Here is a 22,992-nt window from a genome sequence, read left to right on the forward strand (position 1 = left end):
TCATCAACCTCTTAGTCTGTAATTGCCACTGGCAGCATTAGCAAGTCTGGTGCAAGTTGCTTCTTCGCCATGCGCAGACCTTTTGTAATTTGTGTACGGTAGCTGCTATCAAGCTCTTCCCACTGACGAGTTTGCTTGTTCCAAACACCCTGCATGCTTGCATCACGTGTTTGATAAATTAGCGCTGTACGACCAAGGCGTAGGAACTCAACGTCACGCTCTTGACCGTTAATTGTGTGAATACCGCTGTACGCTTCCATAGTGCGGCCGTAGTCCATCTCTACCTGATACGCTTCCATTACGCGACGGAATTTTTCAGACGCAGCAACGTCGGCACGATCCATCATAGCGCGAAGGTCAGCTACGCGATTTGCGCGCTCTTCAGGAAGGAAAGGTACGTCTAGCGCAACAAACTGCTCTAGGCCGTCAATCATACGCATCATAAGTGGTGTGATTTGACGCTCAACAACAGATACTTCATCGATAGCAGCGTTTAAGTCTGCCATTTCTTGTTCTTGGTTATTGATTTGCTTACGAAGCTGAGTGTTATAAACCTCAAGGCCTTCGATTTCTTTCATCAATGTTTTGAACTGTTGAAGTTTGCTGTCGATTTGATCGGTAATACCGTTAATCTTTTCTTGCGATTTCGCCGCTGACTCGTTTATTTTCGCTGCCTCATCGACAACGGGTTTTAAGACTTCATCGTCTTGTGCAAGCACGGGTGTCGCTGCTAGCGCACCTGCTACAAGCAAAGCATTGATAAGCTTCATACATTCAAACCTTTAAAGTTAAAAGAAATCGGTTGTATCCGACTATAAATTTCTGCGCGTAGGATAGGAGTTTTCTGTGACAGTTTTATTACGGAACTGTCATAAATAGACCAAAAGTGTCATCTTCATCGCATAAAAAAGGCCGCTGAATAGCGGCCTTGGCAATAAGTTCAGGTTTAGAAGTCGTATTTAAATGACAACCTAATACCTGTCCCCCTTGTCTCTGACCTAAGCAGCGTATCGTTGAACTCAATTTCACGATCTTCACCTAGGATATTCTGAACACGTAATGTGACAGTGCTATTAAAGTCTGGGTAGTACTTGTAAACCATATCAAGTGAATGGAATGGTTGTTCGAAGTTATCATCGAAACCATCGATACCCGCGATCAGGATACGCTCACCGAATACGTTGTAAACAAGTGACGCAGAGTGTTCACCGTTGTCTGAGTCATAGCCTAATTGCATGTTTAACACATACTGAGAATGACCTGTCATACGACGCTCTACATTTGTAATTGCCGCAGACACACCGGTTTGCTCAACGATATTCTGACGGTCTAATACAATTTCAGAGTCACTCACAGTAATGTTTCCAGTGGTAAACAAGTTGTCCCAAATACCGTCGCCAATGAAGGCTAAGTCCTGTAGGAATTCAACTTCAACCCCGTACACCTCGCCAGATTCAGCGTTAGCAATACGAATTAGCGGTGGACCATCCTGAGCTGGAGACTGTACCGATTCAATTGGCGCCTCCATGTCTTTATAGAATAGGCCTACAGACACGTTGTTACCCGCTTCTCGGTACCATTCCCAACGTAAATCATAATTAATGATATCTGTTGTGCTTACACCAGGTGTACCCGCAATCGGGAAGTTAGTTAACGGGTCTAAGTAAGTCGCCGAAGAAACCTCACGAAGATCAGGGCGAACTACCGTTTGACCGATACTTGCACGTAGCTGCATATCGTCTTCTAAGAAGTAAGTCACAGCAAGCGCTGGATAGAAACCGTCTTCTTGGAACGCAAGCTGCGAACGATCCGCTTCATCACTCAAATCAAACTGGTTTGTGCGCGGATCTAGCGGCGCCACTACCTGACGGAAGTCTTCCCAGCGTACGCCACCAGTGAAACGCCATTTGTTGTCATAGAAGAAGTCAGCTTCAAGGTAGTACGCATCAATTTTTTGACCTGCTACGTAGTCATCACCAGCAATAGTCGTATCACGAATAATTGGTCGGCTAGACAAAGATAGGGTGTCTAAAACGCTGTCGCTGAAGATTTCGCTAAAGTCGTTACCGTCCAGAATTGAACGGTCTTCAACACCAAGCGTATTGATGTCGAAACGACGGTTTTCAGCATTACGTGTTTTTGTGACGAAGCTTGCACCTACCTTGTACTCTGTTTCCCACTTACCCAATGACATCGGATAAGTCACGTTATAGCCAAAGTTTTCCAAGCGATCGTGAAGATCCTGGAAAGTATAGCGAGCCGCAGTTTGCGCATCTGACAAAAAGATTTCGTTCTCGTCGTCGAAGATACCGTCTTGATTCACATCTTCCATGACGAAACGAGCATTGAAGTTACCTGGCGCATGGCGCACAGAGCGGCCTAATGAGTACGTCCAGTCAATCCCCATGAAGTTTAGCTCTGGGATTGTATGCTGACCTTTAATCTGATTGGTATACAGCGAGCGCTCTTCATACTGAACGTCAATATCTCGAATACGCAAGCCTTCTGCTTGGTTCAAGTTTTCTGTGTTACCAAACATCTCGCGAATTTCATCACGCGTATCGTTTAATACGATAAGGCTGTAATCAATACGATGTTGACGGTTATAGTCTACACCTAGTGTCAATAGAGAAGACCAAGTCACCGTTTGCTCAGTACCTTGGATATCATCAAAGAAGCGAACATTAATAATGTCATCACCCACTAAGTCAGGGTCTTGAAGTTCGTATTCTTCTGATGAACGGGTTTGCGCTGAATATCGCGAAGTTACTAGAAAGCCAAAACGCCAATCATCATCGTAGTCGTAGCTATCACCATAAGTGACGTTCACACGCATATCGGGGTCAGCCGACGTTCTCTCAAGACCGTATTCCCTGTTGACGCCTTTGAATAACTCTAATGCTTCTTCTGGCTCTAGATCATCCAAGAAGTTCTTTGAATCCCAACGCTCTTGAATAGCAGCGGAGGCTGCACGTGTTCCATCATCTTCACCGGTCCAGTCGCGACCACCACCAGCATAATCTAATACGTCGCCTGAGTTTTCTGTATCAATACCAAGTGCAGCAGATACGTTGAAAACACGCTGTGTAGGTATAGATTTCAATCGAATATTTACGTTACCACCACCGAAAGCCGCGGGCATAGATGGTGAATACGATTTCTGAACCGCAAGGCTTTCGATAATGCTCGACGGGAACAAGTCGAGAGGTATTACGTTACGCGTTGGATCTGGGCTTGGCACGATTGCGCCGTTTAATTGTGTTGATGAGTAACGCTCACCAAGGCCACGAACATAGATGAAACGACCATCTACAAGTGTTAGACCAGTTACACGGCGAAGTGCGCCCGCAGCATCACTGTCACCAGTACGAGCGATCTGCTCTGCACCCATTATATCAGCTACGAAGGCTTGATTTTTACGTTCTTCCATTACTGCCGTTGCCGTGCCTTTAAGGCGTGTACCGGTCGCGACAACTTCCTCAATCACTTCTTCTTCATTCGATTGAGCGAAAGCCATAGACGTTGGAAGCACAATGCTCGCAGCAACGGCTAAGCTGATGGGTTTTAGAAGAAACCTGTTAGCAGGTCTGTTCATGATGAACCTCTTTAGAAAGGAATACATTCACGAAAATAATTCGTGTCTTACAAACTTAAAAGCAAGTGCGTCACTGTTGCAACGCACTTGCTTGTCTTTAGCTATGCGAACTGGGTCTTATTCAAGACCAACAGTCCATCCCGCTGTCCAGTCGTTATCAGCGTCTTTAACTGCGCCAATAAAGTCTACTGAAGAGAAGAAGCTGTCTAGCGTCGATACGTCAGTCGCTTCTGTTGCGTCTACTGTGTAGATACCGTTAAGTACCGTTGCAGTATTATCTAGTAGGCTGTTACCTGTTTGAGCAGTGAACCAAGCTTCTTGGCTGAAGTCGCCAGAATCTTTGATATTTTCCGCACACGCTAGTACAGATGTTTCAAAAGTAAGCTGAGGCGTGTTGGTACCATCCATGTTAGCAAGTAGCGTGGTATCGCCATCGCTTAAGTCGGCTTCAAAACACTCACCCATACCCGCTGGACCAGTTACAACAAAGTTGAAAAGTTGTGCATTGGTTTGGTCACGCAGTAGAACACCTTCCGAGTCAGCATTAGCAGTGTCAAACTCGTTGCCAATAATCGTCATGTTAGCGACCATAGGATTTGAGAACGCTGTGCCGTCACCGCCGTCACCGTCACCTTCTATAGCACGGTTAGCGTCCGAATTATCTTCTGCCTGCTTAACAAGAACAAACTGTAGCTTACCTACGTAACCGTTATCCCAGTCAACAGAGTCATCTTGGATACCAGTTAGCGTAAGATATTTAACGTTTACTGCACCGCCGAAGAACTCAACGCCGTCATCGGCATTTTTATGAACTTGTACGTACTCAACAGTAGTACCAGAACCTACGCCACCAAATGTGATACCGTTAAGTTCGTTGTCTGGCGCAATCTCAAAACCGCCGTGCATTACGCGAACGTAGCGAAGTGTACCAGAACTGTCAGTATTGTCTGTACCGCCAAATACTGCACCTTCTTGCGCACCTTCAACTTGTAGTGAGCACGAAGTGCCATCTTGTGGGCATTTAGTCGATTCACCGTTACCTAGAACAATCATACCACCCCATTGGCCCGCTTCACCTGCTTCAAGACCGCCAACAACGTGGTCGCGTGAAGTGAAAGTGATTGGGTCAGCAGCCGTACCGTTTGCGTTGATTTCAGAATCTCGGCTAATTACTAGGTAGTCGTTACCTGAGGCACCGTAAACCGTTACACCTGGCTCAACAGTAAGGGTTGCGCTGTTTTCTTTATCACCACCTACGAATACTGCACCTGAAAGCGCGTAAAAGTTACCTGCAGTAAGCGTTAGGTCTGAAGTGATAGTACCTGACACTTCACACGTAGTAGTCGTTCCGTCTACTGGCGTAATTGAAGTAGTACCTGATGGGCAGCCAGACGCAGATTGTACTAGTTCGATGTTGCCGCCACCAAAACCAAATGCCCAACCTTGACGCCAGTCATCTTCACCAACAGCACCAACGAACGTGTTCGCTTCAAAGAAAGTATCAAGCAATGTAGATGCGTCGCCACCTGCGGTAAGAAGTTCGCTTTGCGCAGTTAGTGTACCATCAGGGTTAAGACCAAGGTTTGCACGGTCTTCAAACGCGATTAGCTGATTGCCTTCTTGACCAGTAAACCATGCTTCTAGGTCAACTGCACCTTCAGGTGTGTTGAACGGCTCAGAACAAGCAATGGCTGAGTAAGTCATAGTTAGATCACCGTCAGAAAGGTTAGCTTGAACCGTTTCGTCTGTGTCCATTTCTAAACACTCGCCCATACCTTCTGGACCAGTGATAAGGAAGTTCATTAGGTTTGCGCCTGTTTGGTCGCGAAGTAGAAGACCTTCAGAGTCAGCATCTGCCGTGTCAAAAGAATTACCGATAACAGTCATGTTTGCGATCATTGGCTTAGAGAACTCTAGGCCGTCACCGCCATCGCCGTCACCTTCGATACCACGGTTGGCATCAGAGTTGTCAGCAGCGTGCTGCACGTAAACATACTGAAGCTTACCTTTATAACCGTTGTCCCAATCAACTGAGTCATCTTGGTTAGCTGTCAAAACTAAGTGTTTCGCGTTTACCGCGCCACCGAAAAACTCCACACCGTCATCTGCGTTGCTGTGAACCTGAACATAATCCACTTCTGTGCCTGAACCAACACCACCAAAAGTAATACCGTTAAGTTCGTTGTCTGGCGCAATTTCAAAACCCGCATATTTAACAACAACATATTTAAGGATACCAGAACTGTCTGTATCGTCAGTACCACCGAATACTGCACCTTCTTCAGCGCCTTCTACTTGAAGTGCACAATCAGAACCGTCTTGTGGGCACTTTGTTGACGTGCCGTTACCAAGAATCACTACGCCACCCCATTGACCAGCGCCAACTTCGTCGCCAACAACGTCGTTGAATGAAGTCATGATAATAGGAGCAGATGCTGTACCCTCAGCTTCAATTTTTGAGTCACGGCTTATAACAAGATAGTCAGCACCGGTACGACCAAAGATCACTGTGCCTTCTTCAATGGCAAGTGTTACGCTGTCTGCTTTGTCGTTACCAATAAACACTGGACCTTCAAGCGCCCATACTTTGTCGTTAGTTAACGTGATAACGCCTTGATCGTCAGCATCGTCAGCTGTCAAGCGACCAGAAAGAACACGCACTTCAACCGTTTGGCCAAACGCATCAGAAACTTCACCACTTAGGAAAGAGCTTACTTCACCTGGAGCTGTGTCAGTAGAACCAGTATCGCCACCAGTAGAGCCACCGTTGTTGTTAGTTACACTGTTATCAATATCGCCTTCGCTGATATTGATGTCGCCACCACAGCCCGCTAGCACAAGTGCAGTAGCGATAGCTGAAGCCTTGAAAAGTTGCTTAAGTTCCATGTGTTTCTCCAGGTACGGTATAGTTATGGATTTTGAAAACGCGAAAACTTTAACTGAGGTAGATGACACATTTGTTACATTAAGTCGCTGTAACAAAAGTTTCATAGAAAAAGTTCAATTTTGGGCTAGAAAATACGCTTGCAAGACTCTCTCTGGCAACTGGAAATTTGTTTTTCGTATAGTTTTCAAAGCTTAATTGGTAAACGTTTGAATTTTTTGGCCGGACGTGAACTTTATTTATTACCGACACCATCTCTCATTCAATCGTAATTATTTTGCCGATTGGTAATGCACCTTTCTGATTTATGACGTAATTATGACATTATGGGTAAAGAAAAACGGACTTTTAAAGAGACTTTAGCCAAAAACTCGTTGATTCATGTAGCGGCATTAGATTGGTTTGCGTTGTTTTGAAAGGGCATTTATTATTCATCAAGCAATCGGCGTTGGCGTACCAATACATCTTCACGGATGGGGAAATAGCCGTCTCTTAACACCTGCTGCTGCCCTTCCTGTGACAGTATATAGCGCAAAAACTCCCTTTCCAAAGTAGGTAACGGCTCACCGGGTTTTTTATTTATCACTAAATAAAGAAAACGGGCAAACGGATACGTTTCGTTGCGCACCGTATCAATTGAAAGAGGGATTAAGCTGTCTAGCGCATTACCTAATGGCAGAGCGCGAACTCCTGCGGTTTTATAACCGTAAGCGGCATAGCCAATCGCGCCTGTACCGCTGGCCACAGACAATACTACAGATGCAGAGCCAGGTTGCTCGTTTACCGTATTCTTAAAGTCACCATCGCACAGCGCCATCACTTTAAACAAGCCGTAAGTACCCGATACTGAATTTCGACCGTACAGCCTGATAGGAGAACGATAGTCTATATCGTCAACGCCGAGCTGAGACCAATTGGTAATGGCTGTATCGCTGCCACAAAACTGGGTTTCAGAAAACACCGCGTCAACTTGCTCAAGGGTCATACCCGGCAGCGGATTTCGTCTATCCACAAAAATGGCGATGGCATCCATTGCCACCTTTAATACCGTAGGCGGGTAACCGTGGGTTCGTGTAAAATCCCGTATTTCACTGGGTTTTAGTTCTCTGCTCATAGGGCCTATGGTGGCAGTACCTTCAATAAGTGCCGGTGGAGCGGTAGATGAACCGGACGCCTGTATTTGAAAGCCGACCTGAGGATATAGGGTTTTGAATTCCTGTGACCAAAAGGTCATTAAGTTTGCCAGCGTGTCTGAGCCAACAGAGGATATTTTTCCTGCCACCCCAGGCTTGCGTTCATAGGCAGGTACTTGATAGCGACCAGAAGCAGCTGACGAACTTTGAGTATTTTGAGAATTAGCCAGGGTTCCAAGTGGTAACAATAAGCCTATTACTAAAAGTAACGTTGAAAGGCGATAGCGTTGCCCTTTCATCTTGTCATGCTTTTTGCTCACCAACACTTCTCGCCTCTTAGGGTTACAGTTGCTCTGCAATCAACTCGTTATCCAGCACAAACGAGAAATTGCTGCCCTCACCCAATGTACTGGTTATATCTAAACGGGAATTATGATGACTTAGTACATGTTTTACAATGGAAAGACCTAAGCCTGAACCGCCTGTCTTACGTGAACGTGCTTTATCCACGCGATAAAAGCGTTCGGTAAGGCGGTTAAGGTGATTTGGCTCAATACCATCACCGTTATCTACCACAGAAAATTGCGCGCCATTTGGTTTACGTTGCCAATACACATTAATTTCACCACCTGCTGGGGTGTAGTGAACCGCATTGAAAACCAGGTTTGAACACGCGCTTCGAAGCTCAGTTTCCACGCCAAAAACATAGAGTTCTTTATCGATGTGGAAGTTTATTGTGTGGTTTTTCTCTTTGTTAAGCGCCTGCGCTTCTCTTTCCACTTGCGCAAGGACCACAGGAATATTCACAACATTTTCGTAGATGCGCTCCGAACTTGCTTCAATGCGCGACAACACCAGCAAATCTTCTATCAAGTTTTGCATACGGTGGGTTTGCGATGTCATTTCTTTCATCGCTTTTTGCATGAATGGATCGGAGTCTTCATCAATAGGAAGAATTTCAAGGTATCCGTTAATGACCGTTAGCGGCGTACGCAATTCATGAGACACATTTGCCACAAAGTCCTTACGCATTTCTTCAAGCTGGGACACCCGCGTTATGTCACGGGCAATCAGCAATAGATGCTCATCGCCATAAGGCATAATCCGGTATTCAAAGGTTTTGTTGGGGTTAGTAGGCGACGGTACTTCAATGGGGTATTTATAATTCCCTGCATGAAAGTACTGAATAAACTCCGGATGGCGCAACAAGTTGTCGATTCGACGCCCTGAGTCTTGCGGCCATTTAAGCCCTAAATCCAAGCGAGCAAGGCGGTTACACCAAATAATGCAGGCCTTAGCATCAACCACTACCGCCGCATCAGGCAAGGCTTCAGACCCCTCTCTAAAGCGCTTTACCAATTCACCAAGTTCTTTACGCTTATTGCGGTTACGACGCTGAAGGTAATAAATCCCTTCATAAATATGTTCCCACACGCCACGCACGGTTGGTGGAGACATTTTACGACTATGCCATAACCAGCGATTTAGCTTGTAAAGATGCCAGTAGTTAAATAGCAGTAGCAGCGTTGCGCCAATAGCAACGGCAAACAGCATATCATCCAAATACCACCCTACCAGCGCAAAAACCACAAGGAATAGCACTAAGCGCAATGTACTTCTCAACCAGGAGAACGGGTAATACATGAAATAGCTCGCGTTGTTAAAGGTGGAATTGGGCGCATGCCCAGATGGCGCTGCGGCATCAAGGGAATAACACCATGTTACTCCCTAAACACTACATTTATTACAGCTTAGTAGAAAAACGGTAACCCGCGCCGCGTACTGTCTGGATCATAGCATCATGTCCGTGGCGAGAGATAGCTTTGCGTAGACGTCGAATATGTACATCTACCGTTCTGTCTTCTACATACACATTGGTTCCCCAAACATTATCTAGCAGTAACTCTCGGCTATAAACACGTTCTGGGTGCGTCATAAAGAAGTGCAACAACTTAAATTCAGTTGGCCCCATGTCTAACGGCTCTTCATTCGCCATTACGCGATGTGATACCGGCTCAAGTTTTAGGCCATTAAATTCAATGGGCTCCTCGCTTGATGTAGGCGTTACTCTTCGCATCACTGCTTTTATTCTTGCCACAAGCTCTTTCGGCGAGAATGGTTTAGTCACGTAGTCATCAGCACCAGCATCTAACCCACGAATTTTGTCTTCTTCTTCGCCACGGGCCGTAAGCATGATAACGGGAATGTCACGAGTAAACTCGTGCTGCTTTAAACTTTTAGCTAGCTGTACACCGCTTCCTCCCGGCAACATCCAATCTAATAAGATTAAATCTGGGTAAGGTTCGCAAATTTTTTCTTGCGCGATGTCGAAATCTTCGGCTTCAATTATGTTAAAACCAGACTGCTCAAGCACAAACTTAAGCATTTCACGGATAGGCGCTTCGTCCTCAACCACCAACACTGTACGAGACATCGTAATATTCCTGCTCATTTTTAAACGCCGTTATTATTAATGTGGTCTGTGACAGTTTTATTAAAACGATTACATTAATGTGTCAAGTTTAATACGTTTATAAAACACGCGACGCACAAAGTTTGAGCATAGAATCTTGTTTATTCATACGATTGCGCATATTCTTGGTTTGTCTTAAATTTCAACGTGTATGTAATTTATAACGACTATCTCGCCATGGTGTGGGTATCATCAAAAGTCTGAAGTAACAGGGGTATGTTTTTCTATGGCTGCGGTCAAGACGGGGTTATCGAGGAAGCTTTTAGCAAGGGTACTGTCTGTATACTTTGCCCTCACACTGCTTGTGACAATAGGACAAATCTTTACTGAATATCTCAGCACAAAAAATCACGTTGAAGGCGAGCTGCAAACCCTGAAAAACACCTTTTCTTCAAGCCTGACTCGCGCCTTGTGGGAGTTAAATAATGATCAGGTCCGCGCTATTGCTGAAGGATTAATGTCACTGCCTATTGTTGAAGGACTTCAAGTACGCGGTGAGAATGGCAACTACATTGCAGAGTATGGCATTCGTGCGCAACGCTCACCCGCACCTGTTGATCAAGAACTCATAGAAGATCACGCCGGCGGCGTTTTTAGCTATAGCTTTCCATTGGTGTTTAAATTCTCTGGGCGCGAATCTACCGTTGGCGATGTCACCTTGTATTCGAGCTTCGACACTATTTTTAGTCGTATTGAAGTGGGCGTGTTTTTTCTCATCGGTAACGCATTGGTAAAAACCACTTTTCTTGTCTTCTTATTCATGACCGCATTTCGCACCATGCTTTCTGAACCGCTGCAAACCATTACTGAGCAAATGGGTAACTTCGATCCGCAACATCCAGAGGAGAGTAAACTCAGCATAAAACTCGATGATGACAACGAGCTATTACAGCTTAAGGAATCTTACAACCACGTTATTGACGACCTTATTATTTCAAACAATAAGCTGAAAGACGCGCAGAATGAACTTACCCTCGCCAACAAGAAGCTAGACGACCAAAACCTTATATTAGAACAAGAAGTGGCAAAGAAGACCGCATCTTTGTCTCAAATCATGCTCGACTTAGAGCAGCAAAAAGACGAACTTATTGCCCATCAACGAGAGCTTCGCCAGGAAAACGAAAACCGCCAGTACATAGAAGCTGAACTTCGCAAACGCAACCAAGAACTCGCCAGTTCAATGGATACGCTTCATCAAGCACAAGAACAATTGGTTGAATCAGAGCGCATGGCCTCACTAGGCGGCCTTGTTGCGGGTATAGCGCATGACGTTAACACGCCCCTAGGGGTGAGCGTTACCGCAGCCAGTTTTCTTCAAGAGCGACTGAACAACTTAAAGACCGACTTTCAAGATAAAAGCCTGACCAGTAAGAATATGGCAAGCTTTATTGACGAGGCTGAGCAAACTGCACTCTTACTTTTGAGTAATTTAGAGCGGGCATCCGACCTTATTGCTAGCTTTAAACAAGTGGCCGTTGACCAAACTAGTGAAACCGAACGCGAGTTTGTTTTAGGTGATTACATTAACGAGATCATTCAGTCGTTAAAACCAAGCTTCAAGCATACTGAACATCAAATTAACGTATCCTGCCCCGACAATTTAGTTGTAACCTGTGCACCCGGCGCCATCGCGCAAATTGTCACCAATATGGTTGTTAACTCAATCACACATGGATTTGAAGATAAGACAGCCGGAACTATAACATTGGATGTGAAAGAAGCTGGCGAAAACGTTGTGGTTCAATACAGCGACGACGGTAGGGGCTTAGGTGAAGAAGAGCTAGGAAAATTGTTTGATGCGTTCTTTACCACCAAACGTGCGGAAGGTGGCAGTGGTCTGGGCACACATATTATGTATAACCTGGTTACCCAGTCACTTCAAGGCCATATCGAAGCTGACAGCCCCCCCGGCAACGGCTTGCATTACACTATCCGGTTTCCTAAGAAAACGCACGCTTAGCTCTCCTATTTATTTTCAATCTGTAAAGCGTGCGGTAGGCGCACTTTTTAGAGCCAGTTATTCAATTGCATCGCAAGTATTCCGTTGGTACGCTTGCGCCCTATTTTTATCAAGAGAATGCTTACACTATGTGGTTTAAAAATGTAAAAGCCTATCAAATAACTCAGCCGTTATCGCTAGACGAGGGTGATTTAGAACGTGCGCTTAACGAACACGCTTTTCGCCCATGCGGCAGCCAGGATTTAGCAACCATGGGGTTCGCCTCTCCGTTTTCTCAGGCGGGTAAGCAAGGCACAATGTTCCATGTTGTTCAACAGCGTTTTTGGATAACCCTAAAAAAACAAGAAAAGATTTTGCCCGGTGCAGTGGTAAATGCCGAGCTTGATGAAATGGTGGCTAAGATTGAAATGGAAACGGGCTCGCCCGTTGGTAAAAAAGCCAAAGCAGATCTTAAACAAGAAATTCAAACACGTCTGTTACCTCAGGCATTTACAAAAAATACCTATACCCACGGTTTTATTTCGCTTGCTGACAACTTAGTTGTGGTTGACGCTTCATCTGATGGCAAAGCAGAAGCCTTTTTGGCCATGGTAAGAAAAGCCATAGGCTCACTTCCAGTAGTGCCATTTACGCGCAGAAGCCTTCAAAGCGAGCTTACGCACTGGGTTACTGAGTCAACGCCTGAAGGTGTAGGGCTGCTTGAAGAAGCTGAACTTAAATCTACCGATGACACCGGCAGCGTTATTCGCTGTAAGAACCAGCCGCTTGATAGCGAAGAAATCAGTATTCACCTTGATGCAGGTAAGCTGGTCCAAAAGGTCGCATTCGAATATGCAGAGACGTTAACGGCTATTATGTGTGAGGATGGCGCCATCAAACGTGTTAAGTTCACCGATCGCATTAAAGAAGAAACTGACGATGTACCAAAAGATCAGGTTGAAGCGCGCCTTGATGCAGAGTTCGCGCTTATGTCAGCTGAAATTTGTACACTGCTTAACTTCCTTCGCGGAGCGCTTAATCTTAACGACGATAGTTTATAAGCGAGCGACAAGTAAGTAACAAGTAAAGCAAGAAAGGTAGCCTAGCACTATCGAAAAAGCCTAATTACCTTAGGGTAGTTAGGCTTTTTATTAGGCCCTGTTAATTAACTTACTTGTTTGAACTGGCAACTGTCATGTAGCACAAATAATTCCAAGCTTTTTTTCTGGGCCTTTTTCCTAACTTTTGCAAGAAAGTTTGCAAGAAAGTTGCCCAATCGCTTTAAGTGGGATAGTGAATAACCACAATAAAGCGCGTTTCTCCTTCTTCATCTCGATAACCATGAGGCTGATCTGCATGCAATAGACACTGTTCTTGCGCCTTAAAGGTTTGCCATTCACCGTCTTGCAAAACCCCTAACTGTCCTTCTAATACATGAATATGTTCGGTAACACCTATTTGATGCGCCGAAGAGTGCTGCTCATGAAAGTCCGTTAAGCATAGTTCAAACATTTCAAACTGGGTGGCTGGATTAAACGGAAATAGCGTTTTAATGGTTACGTTCGGGTCATTAGCGAATTTGTTATCGACGTCTTGAGACGAAGGCTCGATGCTTTCGTTTGACAAAAAGGAAGAAAACGAGCACTCAAGACCTGTGGCTATCTTCCACAAGGTGGCGATTGTGGGACTAGACTCGCCTCGTTCTATTTGCCCCAACATGGCTTTAGACACGCCCGTCAACTGTGCTGTTTTATCAAGTGAAAGCCCCCTAACCTTGCGAATAGACTTCATGTGCTGTGCAATACTTTTTGAGATAGCAGAAGGCTGCGCATTCGCTTTTGTCATTTAATGAAGGCCTTTTTTCGTCGCTTATGTTAATAAAGTAGTTGTGCGCTATAACGCACAAATGTTAAGTTGTTTAGTGTACGTTATAGCGCACAAAAAGGTAGAGTAGCACATTCGATAGACACTAAAAGCGTGTTTCATCGCTCAGCCGATTCCAAATCGAAATTCCATCACGAGGGTTTTCATGAGTAAATGGAAGTTAAGTCATATCAGCGCAGGGCTAACCGCGGTTACAGTAGGTTACAGTAGTTCTGTTGTCATTATCATTGATGTAGCGCGTAAAGCCGGCGCCAGTGATAACATGGTAATAAGCTGGTTATTCGCGCTTGGGCTCGGTATGGGCATTACCTGCATTCTGTTCTCGTGGCTATCCAAACTGCCCGTTGTTACCGCTTGGTCTACCCCTGGCGCGGCTTTTTTGTTAACCAGTATCGGTGACTACCGTTTAAGTGAAGCCATTGGTGCATTTATACTATGTGCCTTGCTTTCTCTTGTAACTGCGCAAAGCCGTAGCCTGCTCAAACAAATAAGTCGGATTCCCCCTGCAATCTCATCGGCGCTTTTGGCCGGCATTCTCTTACCTATATGCCTTGCGATATTCAGTGATGTTAATGACGCACCCTACTTAGTTGCGTTATTTATCGCGGCTTATTTAGTAGGAAGCCGACTATTTCCCCGCTATCTTATGCTGTTGTTGCTGGTCATGTCGGTGACCATTAGCTTTTTTATGAGTAGTGCAGATGGTGTGGTTGCTCTATCAAGCGACTCACCAGGGCTGACATCAATATTCACCCTGCCCGAGCCTATTTGGGTAACGCCCACTTTCTCACTGAGTGCTGCCATTGGATTAGCATTTCCCCTTTTTCTTATCACCACGCTTTCTCAAAACTTGCCAGGCATAGCTATTCATCACGCCCATGGCTATACGCCCGACCACAAACCCATTTTGTCAGGCATTGCCATTGTTCAAGCCTTATTAGCACCTTTCGGTGGTTTTACCTTTAACTTAGCGGCGATAACGGCAGCGCTATGCATGGGCGAGCAAGCGGATGATGAAAAGTCACAGCGCTATAAAGCCGCTATAGCAGCGGGGGTGGCGTATTTGTTCATGGGGTTATTAGCGTCTGTGGTCGTTGCGCTATTTGTGAGTATGCCCAGTATCATTATTCATCTGCTTGCTGGACTAGCCCTATTAGCTACGCTGCAAGGAGCAGTGGTTCGCGCTATGGAAGTAGAGCATCACAGGGCTGCTGCTCTGCTTACCATGCTGTGTACGGCGTCTGGATTTAGTTTATATTCCATGACTTCAGCGGTGTGGGGATTAGGGTTAGGTTTATTGCTGCTTTACGTTCAAAAGAAGCCTGTTAGCGCGTAGCAGCATTTGTTTGCTTTGTGCCGTTTCATTGTCAGCTTTTCATAACGAAAAGGCCGGTACTGAAGTTATGCTTCAGTACCGGCCTTTGCAGTATTTTTTAGCTTAAAACACTTACAAGAAGATCTGCTTCGCTGCGCTTGCAAGCTCTTCAAACTCATCAGAGTGAAGTTCGCCCATATCTTCAACCACACCGCGCTGCATCGCTAAGTTTAACATAGCGTCTTTTTGACTGCCTGCAGCACCTGAAACTGCCGCGCCCACACGTACAAAATCAATATAACCTAGTTCATCAGGCAAGTAGCTTAAATCTTTCCAGTTTTTAGCCACGTTGACAAAGCTATCGCCGAAGCCCCATTCTCTCATTATGCTTGCACCAATGCGGCCAGCTAATTTATCTATAGCAACTTCAAGGAATGAAGGGTTAGCAAAGATTTCAGGATGACGTTCAGCTTCAGTCAAAATAGGTAAAACGCCAATGTTGTGAACCAGTGCCGCTAGCGTCATGGTATCCATGCTCATTTCACGCTTTTTCGTACGAGCGATATATAGCTGAAGTACTGCCATAGAGTTAGCAACAATATTTACAGTGTTTGCCCACTCTTGCTGTAAATAGCGTGCAACTACATCGTTTTTAGAAACGAATAGCTGCTCCATTGCTAACGCTGTAGAGATATTCTTAATTTGGCGCAAACCAATTCGTGTTACCGCTTGGCTGATAGAAGTCACTTTTACACTGCGGCCCATGTAAGCGCTGTTCGCAATTTTGATCATTCTTGCGCTGAGTGATGGATCTTGACCGATAACATCACCCATTGCGTTCAGGTTAATATCGGGATCGTCTGCCGCTTTACGGACTTTCAATGCAATAGCAGGAAGTGTAGGAAGGACCAGTGTGTCATTATTTATTTTTTCAACCAAGATGGTTGAAAGCGCGTTCTGTGTAGACATATTTCTACCCTTAGAAAGTTCCAAATAGCCTTGATAAGGCGATAGTTTGCGTTACCCGTTGTTCATCTAGGCATCATTAATTCTGACGCACTAAACAAATTGAATGTTCATGCGTTGCATTCCCTGCGTTCATTCACATAGGCCTCTATGTTTCACGCTAAAATACAAACCGTTTATTGTTTTATTATGGTATTTCTATCACCATACTATAGTAGCTCTTTGGTTTCGACCAACTAAAAAAGGCTGCTTCAGTACGAATAATTAATAACCGCAGAAGCACCAGAGCTCATTTAAAGTATAGACAACTAGTAGCAAACCACTATTGATATTGAGCAAATAATTTTCATACTTTTGTATAAAATCAAAAGCATAGCTATAGTGAACTACTTTATCACCGCACCAACTACTGTTTAATGACAGTGTAACGACACGGTAAACTTCATTATGAAAAAAACGATTTCAACATACTCTCCTATCGCTGCGGCTGTAGCAGGGTTATTCATGCTGACAGCGTGCAGCAAAAGCGCCGACATAACACAAACTCAAACGGCAAAGCCTGACACCACTACAGAGCAAACCTTACTTGTTGATGAGTCTCGCTTGTCTATTTATCACGGCGTAGATCTTACCAGCGATTTGTCACACCTTAGTGACAATCAACACAAAATGCTTTCACTGTTAATTGATGCATCGAAAATCATGGACGACTTATTCTGGAAGCAAGCGTTCTTTGAAGATAAAGATGCATTTCTTTCGTCAATTAGTGACGAAAAAGTTCGCCACTTTGCAGCGATAAACTATGGACCTTGGGATCGCTTAAATGGCGATACACCTTTTTTAAGTGGCTATGAAGACAAAGCGCTGGGCGCTGAGTTCTACCCCCATGATATGGAAAAAGAGGAATTTGCCACGGCAGATTTTGGCGACAAACAAGGCCTTTATTCCATGGTGAAGCGCGATGAAGCGGGCAACCTTTATTCGGTGCCTTATTCTGAAGCCTTTAAAAGCGAATTAATGAAGGCGTCTGACTTACTTAAAAAAGCGTCAGAGCTTGCTGAAGATGAAAGCTTTAAACAATATTTGCAGCTGCGTTCTGAAGCCCTACTATCAAACGACTACCTGGCTTCTGACATGGCGTGGATGGATATGAAAACCAACCCTGTTGAGCTAGTTATCGGTCCTATTGAAAGCTACGAAGATCAACTCTTTGGCTATCGCGCAGCGTTTGAAGCCTATGTACTCATTAAAGACTTAGCATGGAGTGAAAAGCTAGCTAAATACGCGGCCTTCTTACCTGAATTACAGCAAGGCCTTCCGGTTGCTGAGGCATATAAAGCGGAAATGCCAGGTTCTGATGCAGACCTTAACGCTTATGATGTTATTTATTATGCCGGCCACTCTAATGCAGGCAGTAAGACCATTGCAATTAACTTGCCCAATGACGAGCGAGTACAGCTAGAAAAAGGCACCCGCCGCCTTCAGCTTAAAAACGCGATGCGCGCTAAGTTCGATACTATTTTGGTGCCTATTGCGGATACGTTAATTGTACCAGAGCAACGTGAACACATTACGTTCGACGCCTTTTTCGCGAACACCATGTTTCATGAAGTAGCACACGGTTTAGGGATTAAAAATACCCTAGATGGTTCAGGGACTGTGCGAGGAGCACTTAAAGAGCATGCGTCAGCGCTTGAAGAAGGCAAAGCGGATATTCTAGGTTTGTACATGGTACAAAGTCTTCTTGAAAAAGGTGAAATCACTGAAGGTACACTAGAAGATTATTACGTTACCTTTATGGCTGGCATTTTCCGTTCTGTACGTTTCGGCGCAAGTTCTGCACACGGAAAAGCGAACATGATCCGCTTTAACTTTTTTGCCCAACAAGGCGCCTTCGAGAAAACAGAAGACGGCATGTATCGCGTAAATATGGAGAAGATGGGCGCCGCAGTAGAAGCACTATCTGAACTAATCCTTACGTTACAAGGTGATGGCGATTACGATGGCGTAGCGAAGCTAGTAGAAACTATGGGTGTAATTAAACCCGATCTTGCTTCAGATTTAGCGCGCCTAGAGGCAGCGAGCATTCCAGTTGATATTCACTTCAACCAAGGTAAGAAAGTGCTAGGACTTGCTGACTAAGTAAGCACTGGACTTATCAAATAAAAAATGCCGCCCTGAGATAACTATCAAGGGCGGCATTTTTGTATCGCTAATTACACACGCTACTCTACATGCTGCTTCATGTTTTCGGTATATGGAGGCCAGCCTAACGGTTTACCCGCTAATACATGCAGATGAATGTGATACACCGTTTGACCACCGTATTCATTACAGTTCATTACCGTACGAAAGCCTTGGTCAGCAAACCCTTGCTCCTTTGCAATTTTTGCTGCAACAAATGACAAGTGCCCCACCACTTCGCGATCTTCTTCGGCTATATCGTTTACCGTTGCAATTTGCTTTTTCGGAATAACCAGAAAGTGAGTCGGTGCCTGAGGGTTTATATCTTTAAACGCCAGCGCCAATTCATCTTCGTACAATATGTCCGCTGGAATTTCCTTGCTGATGATTTTATCAAATATTGTTTCTGCCATATCTCACTTCCCTTACCAATTAGGTGATTACCAATTATGTTAGCGGTGTTAAACATTTGCCTGCGAACATAATTAAAATTAAGTGCTATTGTGCGGCGCTGGGGCACATTCTCATGCGAATAACCCCCTCATACGAAAACCCCTCATACGAAGAATAGCGCCCTTTTTCTTTACTTAAGCGAAAACAAACCACAGTAGTATTACGCCCAACGCCAAGCGATAGATAACAAAAGGCAGCATGCCGATACGCGATATCCAGCTTAGGAACAAATAGATACAAAGGTAGGCGCTTACGAATGAAAACGCCGCGCCATAAAGCAACGCATACCAGTCTACCGCTTCGTTGGCATTAAGCAGGTCGAGAGTGGCTAAAAGCCCCGCGCCTAAAATAACTGGGATAGACAGCAAAAAGGAAAAGCGTGCACACGCTTCGCGCTTAAGGCCTAACATCAAACCTGCGGTCATCGTAATACCTGAGCGAGATGTGCCAGGAATGAGTGCCAATACTTGGGCTAACCCGATATAGATGACTTGCTTAAGTGTCAGTCCTTCTAGCTCTTGTTCGCGTTTTGCAGTGGCATCGGCGTACCATAGCAGCAAACCAAAAATAATAGTGGTACCCGCTATTACCAGCGCCGTACGTGCGTTTTCTTCTATCCAGCCTTTCATTAAAAAGCCAATAATAACCGCTGGAATAGTCGCCACAATTACGTACCAAGCAAGTTTGCTGTCGGTAGATTGTTGCTTGCTAAACCCTTGTGTTACCCATGCCACGGTCATCTGCCCTATTTCTTGGCGAAAATAAATCATTACCGCTAGAAGGCTTCCCACATGTACAGCAACGTCAAACGCTAAGCCCTGACTTACCCACCCAAAAAGTTCAGCGGGCAACAATAAATGCCCAGAGCTACTAATGGGAAGAAACTCAGTAACGCCCTGAATAATTGCTAGAATAATAATTTCGAAAAGTGTCATTCCTTTGCTTAACTCCAAGTAAAGTCAATTGGCCATAATTGCTGTTTCTGTTTATCAAAGTTTTGCCACATTTGGGCATAGGTTTCTTGCGTTTCGGGGTGAATGTCGTCGGGAACAAGTTCAGCTAACGGCCACAGCACAAACGCGTTGTAGCAAATCTCTTCGCGAGGTAAAACCACAGGGGTTGTAGTTACCTTACTATCATAGGTAAGCAAGTCGAGATCAAGGGTTCTGGCACAGAATTTTTTGTCTGTATGCACCCTGCCATTGTCTTTTTCAATGGCTTTAAGAATTGCGCACACCTCTTCTATACTTTTTGACGTCGTCGCACGGGCAGCAGCATTATAAAAAGGGCTGCCGTTAAAGCCCACCGCTTCGCTTTCGTAGACCGAAGACACTGCAACATCTGAGAAGTGTTGTTTTAGGGCAACCAAAGATTGCCTTGTGTAATGCTCGCGCTCAATATTAGAGCCAATGCTGATTAAAATGGTGTGTTGTGACATTAATTGCGCTCTTTACGCATTTCAACGGCAACGGTTTGCGCATTGGGAAGAATATTAGGTTTAACTATTTTTAGGGTTATCGATGCAACGGAGAAGTTTGCAAGTACCGTCTCCATAACCTTGCTTCCGAAAGCCTCAAGTAATTCGAACGTACTTTCTTTACCTACTTTTACGATGCACTCGGCTACTTTGGCATAGTCTACCGTATCAGCAACATCATCACTTTGCATCGCTGCGCTTAAGTCAACATCAAGTGTTATATCAAGAAGTAGCTGGGTGGTTCTTACTCGCTCCCAATCATAAACACCAATCAGGGTATCTACTTCAAGCCCTGTTATATAAATTTTTCCCATGGAATTTCATCTTGTCTGTTATCAAACCAGTTTATTGCCCTACTTTCCGGCTCCAATACTGGTCTTACTACTGCGCTTTCAACCACATATTGCTGGTAAACGGTGGTATATCGCGTTTGGATGGAGTAGCTTTACGCTTGTGTGGCACAACTATACCGCTGTATGACAACTGGGGGCAACCAAGGTTTTGTAATTTAATGGGACAAAAGCCTTTAACCTCCTACAAAAGAAGTGAAACCTGAAAGGTCTTGCTTCTAAAACGCTTTTGATAATTAGAATGAAAAAATGATTTCGCTAACGCTTTTAATGGCTGCTGTTGCCTACCTCTTCGGTTCACTATCAAGTGCAGTGGTTATAAGCCAATTATTTGGTTTACCGGACCCGAGAACCGCCGGCTCTAAAAACCCAGGTGCCACTAACGTATATCGCTTGGGTGGCCGTATTCCTGCGCTACTGGTACTTGTTATGGATATACTAAAAGGCACTATTCCCGTTTACGGCAGTTACTTTCTGGGCATAGAGCCAATCATGTTAGGCGTCATTGCTATTTTCGCGTGCTTGGGGCATATTTTTCCGCTCTATTTTGGTTTCAAAGGTGGAAAAGCCGTCGCCACTGCGTTTGGCGCTATGCTCCCTATAGGCCTCGATTTAGCAGGTTTGCTTATTTTGAGTTGGGTAGTAGTGGTGTTTCTTACGGGCTATTCTTCATTAGGCGCGCTTATCGCAGTATCTCTTGCGCCGTTATTTACATTTTTGATTAAGCCTTTATATACCGTGCCCGTGGCAATGCTTTCGCTGCTTATCATTCTACGCCACAAAGACAACATTGCCCGTCTTTTAGCGGGCAATGAAAGTAAAGTATGGGATAAGGGAAAAGTTAAAGAGTAAGCGCCTTTTCCAGCACATCTAACTTACCATCTATTGGCGTAACCGGCGCAATGCCAAGTATTTTGGCCAACGCAGGATAAACCTCCAGATTGCTAAACACAGGTAGGGTGGTATTCGTTTTAAACGCAGGTCCCACTGCTACAAACGTCGCCCCCATATCAGGCAGCGTGTTCATGTAGCCATGCCCACCTTTACTAATATGCATGCTGTTGGCGTTTTTAAAGCGTGCTGGCGGGGCTATCTCAATAATGATGTCACCGGTTCTATTTCCCACTTCCATATGTCGCTCAGCGCGCTGGGTATCGTTAAGCACAATGTAACGGTTTTCGGCTATATGGGTAAGACGTTCTGTTTCTTCGGTGATTTGTTTATCGTTCACGCCCACTTTGGCGTAAAGATGAACTTGCGCTCCCTCATTTTCAATAATGAAGCTATCAGGTATAGATAAAGACTCAACTTCTATAAGCTGACTTTCATCAATGGGTGTCATGCCGTGGTCCGACACCACCACCAAGTTTACCGGCAAATCTAATGCGTTAATGCGTTCATAAAGTTGACCAATAAGTGCATCCACTTCCTGCACCGCATCATTGGTTTTGTCGGCAAAAGGTCCTTCATCGTGTCCTACCGAATCGGTAAGCGAGAAATAACCCGCAATAAAGCGAGGGCGCGACACCTCAGGCAGTTTCAACCAAGTTATGATCTGATCTACTCGCTGTTGGTAATCGGCGTATTTAGAGTAGTGATAGAAGTAGCTAGGCAAGGTACCTGATATGCGTGAATCAGACTCTGGCCAGAAGAAGGTAGCTGCCTTCATGCCATGATATTCCACTAAGTTCCATAGCGGCGTTGCCGTAATCCACGTGCTGTCCATGCCGCCGTAACCCAGCTTGTACTGCGCGTAGCCTTCTTTCGTTGGGCGAGACTTATCAAAAAATCGATTGTTCACGATGCCGTGGTGTTTCGGTAATAACCCAGTGATAAGTGAAATATGGTTGGGAAAGGTATTTGAAGGATAAACAGGGGTCATAGACGACGCTCTTACCCCTTTCTTTGCAATAGCACCAAGGTGTTGCGCGTTGTGTAATTCGATATAGTCGTGGCGAAATCCATCAAGAGAAATGAGCACGACATACTGATCTTGCTGCTCTTGCTTCAGGCCTTTTACAAAGTCATTCAAGGGTGCTTTGCTTGATGCAAATGCATTAGACGCAGTGAGCGCTGCAAATGTAAGCAAAATAAATAACGACAATGCTAAATAGAATAGCGGTGCATTTTGTTTTGTTCCGTCTTTTGCTAAGCGCATGGTGTTTAACGTCCTTACTCAAGGTTCATTTTAGTAAAACAAAAGGCAATGGAATGCGCTCCCATTGCCTTTTATTTATGCTTTTTTATTTTACCTGCTTGCTATGCTCAATATTTTCCCAGTGAACGTAGAGAAGACATAGTAGCGTTTACAACGAGGTGTGGCGCCTAATTACCGGTTT

At 44.8% G+C, this 22,992-nt stretch carries 18 protein-coding genes; 5 read left to right on the plus strand and 13 right to left on the minus strand.

Annotated features, from left to right (window positions below; genetic code table 11):
- Positions 1–11 precede the first annotated feature (11 nt).
- From RJ41_RS09510 to phoB, 6 genes are all read right to left on the minus strand, one after another.
- Positions 12–770: a DUF3450 domain-containing protein gene (locus RJ41_RS09510; protein ID WP_014997333.1), complete on the minus strand. Its 759-nt coding sequence runs from the start codon at positions 768–770 to the stop codon at positions 12–14.
- Positions 771–946: 176 nt separating this feature from the next.
- Complete coding sequence (locus tag RJ41_RS09515; RefSeq protein ID WP_039219809.1) at positions 947–3,595, minus strand: TonB-dependent receptor domain-containing protein; 2,649 nt, start codon at positions 3,593–3,595, stop codon at positions 947–949.
- A gap of 117 nt (positions 3,596–3,712) precedes the next feature.
- On the minus strand, positions 3,713–6,481 hold the full coding sequence (locus RJ41_RS09520) for a hypothetical protein (protein ID WP_039219811.1): 2,769 nt from the start codon (positions 6,479–6,481) through the stop codon (positions 3,713–3,715).
- 425 nt (positions 6,482–6,906) lie between these two features.
- Positions 6,907–7,938 (minus strand): PstS family phosphate ABC transporter substrate-binding protein, encoded by a 1,032-nt coding sequence (locus RJ41_RS09530; RefSeq protein WP_084081833.1) that lies wholly within the window; start codon positions 7,936–7,938, stop codon positions 6,907–6,909.
- A 16-nt stretch (positions 7,939–7,954) separates the two neighbouring features.
- Positions 7,955–9,256: a phosphate regulon sensor histidine kinase PhoR gene (phoR, locus tag RJ41_RS09535; protein WP_039219814.1), complete on the minus strand. Its 1,302-nt coding sequence runs from the start codon at positions 9,254–9,256 to the stop codon at positions 7,955–7,957.
- A 100-nt stretch (positions 9,257–9,356) separates the two neighbouring features.
- Positions 9,357–10,046 carry a phosphate regulon transcriptional regulator PhoB gene (gene phoB, locus RJ41_RS09540; RefSeq protein WP_014948281.1) on the minus strand — a complete coding sequence of 230 codons (690 nt, stop codon included), beginning with the start codon at positions 10,044–10,046 and terminating at the stop codon, positions 9,357–9,359.
- 265 nt (positions 10,047–10,311) lie between these two features.
- On the opposite strand from phoB, the gene RJ41_RS09545 reads away from it, so the two are divergent.
- Both RJ41_RS09545 and rdgC read left to right on the plus strand, forming a co-directional pair.
- The gene (locus RJ41_RS09545; protein ID WP_039219818.1) at positions 10,312–12,045 is read left to right on the plus strand and encodes a sensor histidine kinase; all 1,734 of its coding nucleotides are present in this window, start codon (positions 10,312–10,314) and stop codon (positions 12,043–12,045) included.
- 128 nt (positions 12,046–12,173) lie between these two features.
- On the plus strand, positions 12,174–13,085 hold the full coding sequence (gene rdgC / locus RJ41_RS09550) for a recombination-associated protein RdgC (RefSeq protein ID WP_014948279.1): 912 nt from the start codon (positions 12,174–12,176) through the stop codon (positions 13,083–13,085).
- A 220-nt stretch (positions 13,086–13,305) separates the two neighbouring features.
- Here the strand turns inward: rdgC and RJ41_RS09555 are convergent, their stop codons facing one another.
- The gene (locus RJ41_RS09555; protein ID WP_039219821.1) at positions 13,306–13,869 is read right to left on the minus strand and encodes a helix-turn-helix domain-containing protein; all 564 of its coding nucleotides are present in this window, start codon (positions 13,867–13,869) and stop codon (positions 13,306–13,308) included.
- Positions 13,870–14,053: 184 nt separating this feature from the next.
- On the opposite strand from RJ41_RS09555, the gene RJ41_RS09560 reads away from it, so the two are divergent.
- On the plus strand, positions 14,054–15,244 hold the full coding sequence (locus RJ41_RS09560) for a benzoate/H(+) symporter BenE family transporter (protein WP_039219822.1): 1,191 nt from the start codon (positions 14,054–14,056) through the stop codon (positions 15,242–15,244).
- A 111-nt stretch (positions 15,245–15,355) separates the two neighbouring features.
- Here the strand turns inward: RJ41_RS09560 and RJ41_RS09565 are convergent, their stop codons facing one another.
- Complete coding sequence (locus RJ41_RS09565) at positions 15,356–16,192, minus strand: HDOD domain-containing protein (protein WP_039219824.1); 837 nt, start codon at positions 16,190–16,192, stop codon at positions 15,356–15,358.
- Positions 16,193–16,636: 444 nt separating this feature from the next.
- Between RJ41_RS09565 and RJ41_RS09570 the strand changes: the two genes are divergently transcribed.
- Complete coding sequence (locus RJ41_RS09570) at positions 16,637–18,331, plus strand: dipeptidyl-peptidase 3 family protein (RefSeq protein WP_039219825.1); 1,695 nt, start codon at positions 16,637–16,639, stop codon at positions 18,329–18,331.
- An 83-nt stretch (positions 18,332–18,414) separates the two neighbouring features.
- Here RJ41_RS09570 and RJ41_RS09575 read toward each other — a convergent pair whose 3' ends face one another.
- The 4 genes from RJ41_RS09575 to folB form a co-directional block, all read right to left on the minus strand.
- The gene (locus tag RJ41_RS09575) at positions 18,415–18,786 is read right to left on the minus strand and encodes a histidine triad nucleotide-binding protein (RefSeq protein ID WP_014948274.1); all 372 of its coding nucleotides are present in this window, start codon (positions 18,784–18,786) and stop codon (positions 18,415–18,417) included.
- A gap of 174 nt (positions 18,787–18,960) precedes the next feature.
- Positions 18,961–19,761, minus strand: a complete 801-nt coding sequence (locus RJ41_RS09580; RefSeq protein WP_039219828.1) for an undecaprenyl-diphosphate phosphatase — start codon at positions 19,759–19,761, stop codon at positions 18,961–18,963.
- Positions 19,762–19,769: 8 nt separating this feature from the next.
- The gene (folK, locus tag RJ41_RS09585; RefSeq protein WP_039219830.1) at positions 19,770–20,264 is read right to left on the minus strand and encodes a 2-amino-4-hydroxy-6-hydroxymethyldihydropteridine diphosphokinase; all 495 of its coding nucleotides are present in this window, start codon (positions 20,262–20,264) and stop codon (positions 19,770–19,772) included.
- Positions 20,264–20,617, minus strand: coding sequence for a dihydroneopterin aldolase (gene folB / locus RJ41_RS09590; protein WP_039219834.1), 354 nt, complete (start codon positions 20,615–20,617; stop codon positions 20,264–20,266). Before folB ends, folK begins: the two co-directional genes overlap by 1 nt.
- A 285-nt stretch (positions 20,618–20,902) precedes the next feature.
- On the opposite strand from folB, the gene plsY reads away from it, so the two are divergent.
- On the plus strand, positions 20,903–21,505 hold the full coding sequence (gene plsY, locus RJ41_RS09595; protein ID WP_039219837.1) for a glycerol-3-phosphate 1-O-acyltransferase PlsY: 603 nt from the start codon (positions 20,903–20,905) through the stop codon (positions 21,503–21,505).
- Here the strand turns inward: plsY and RJ41_RS09600 are convergent.
- A complete protein-coding gene (locus RJ41_RS09600) occupies positions 21,495–22,811 on the minus strand; it encodes an alkaline phosphatase family protein (protein WP_039219841.1) in 1,317 nt (438 codons plus the stop codon). The genes plsY and RJ41_RS09600 overlap by 11 nt on opposite strands.
- Positions 22,812–22,992 lie beyond the last annotated feature (181 nt).

Source organism: Alteromonas marina, from assembly GCF_000808575.1.
Taxonomy (GTDB): Bacteria; Pseudomonadota; Gammaproteobacteria; order Enterobacterales; family Alteromonadaceae; genus Alteromonas; species Alteromonas marina_A.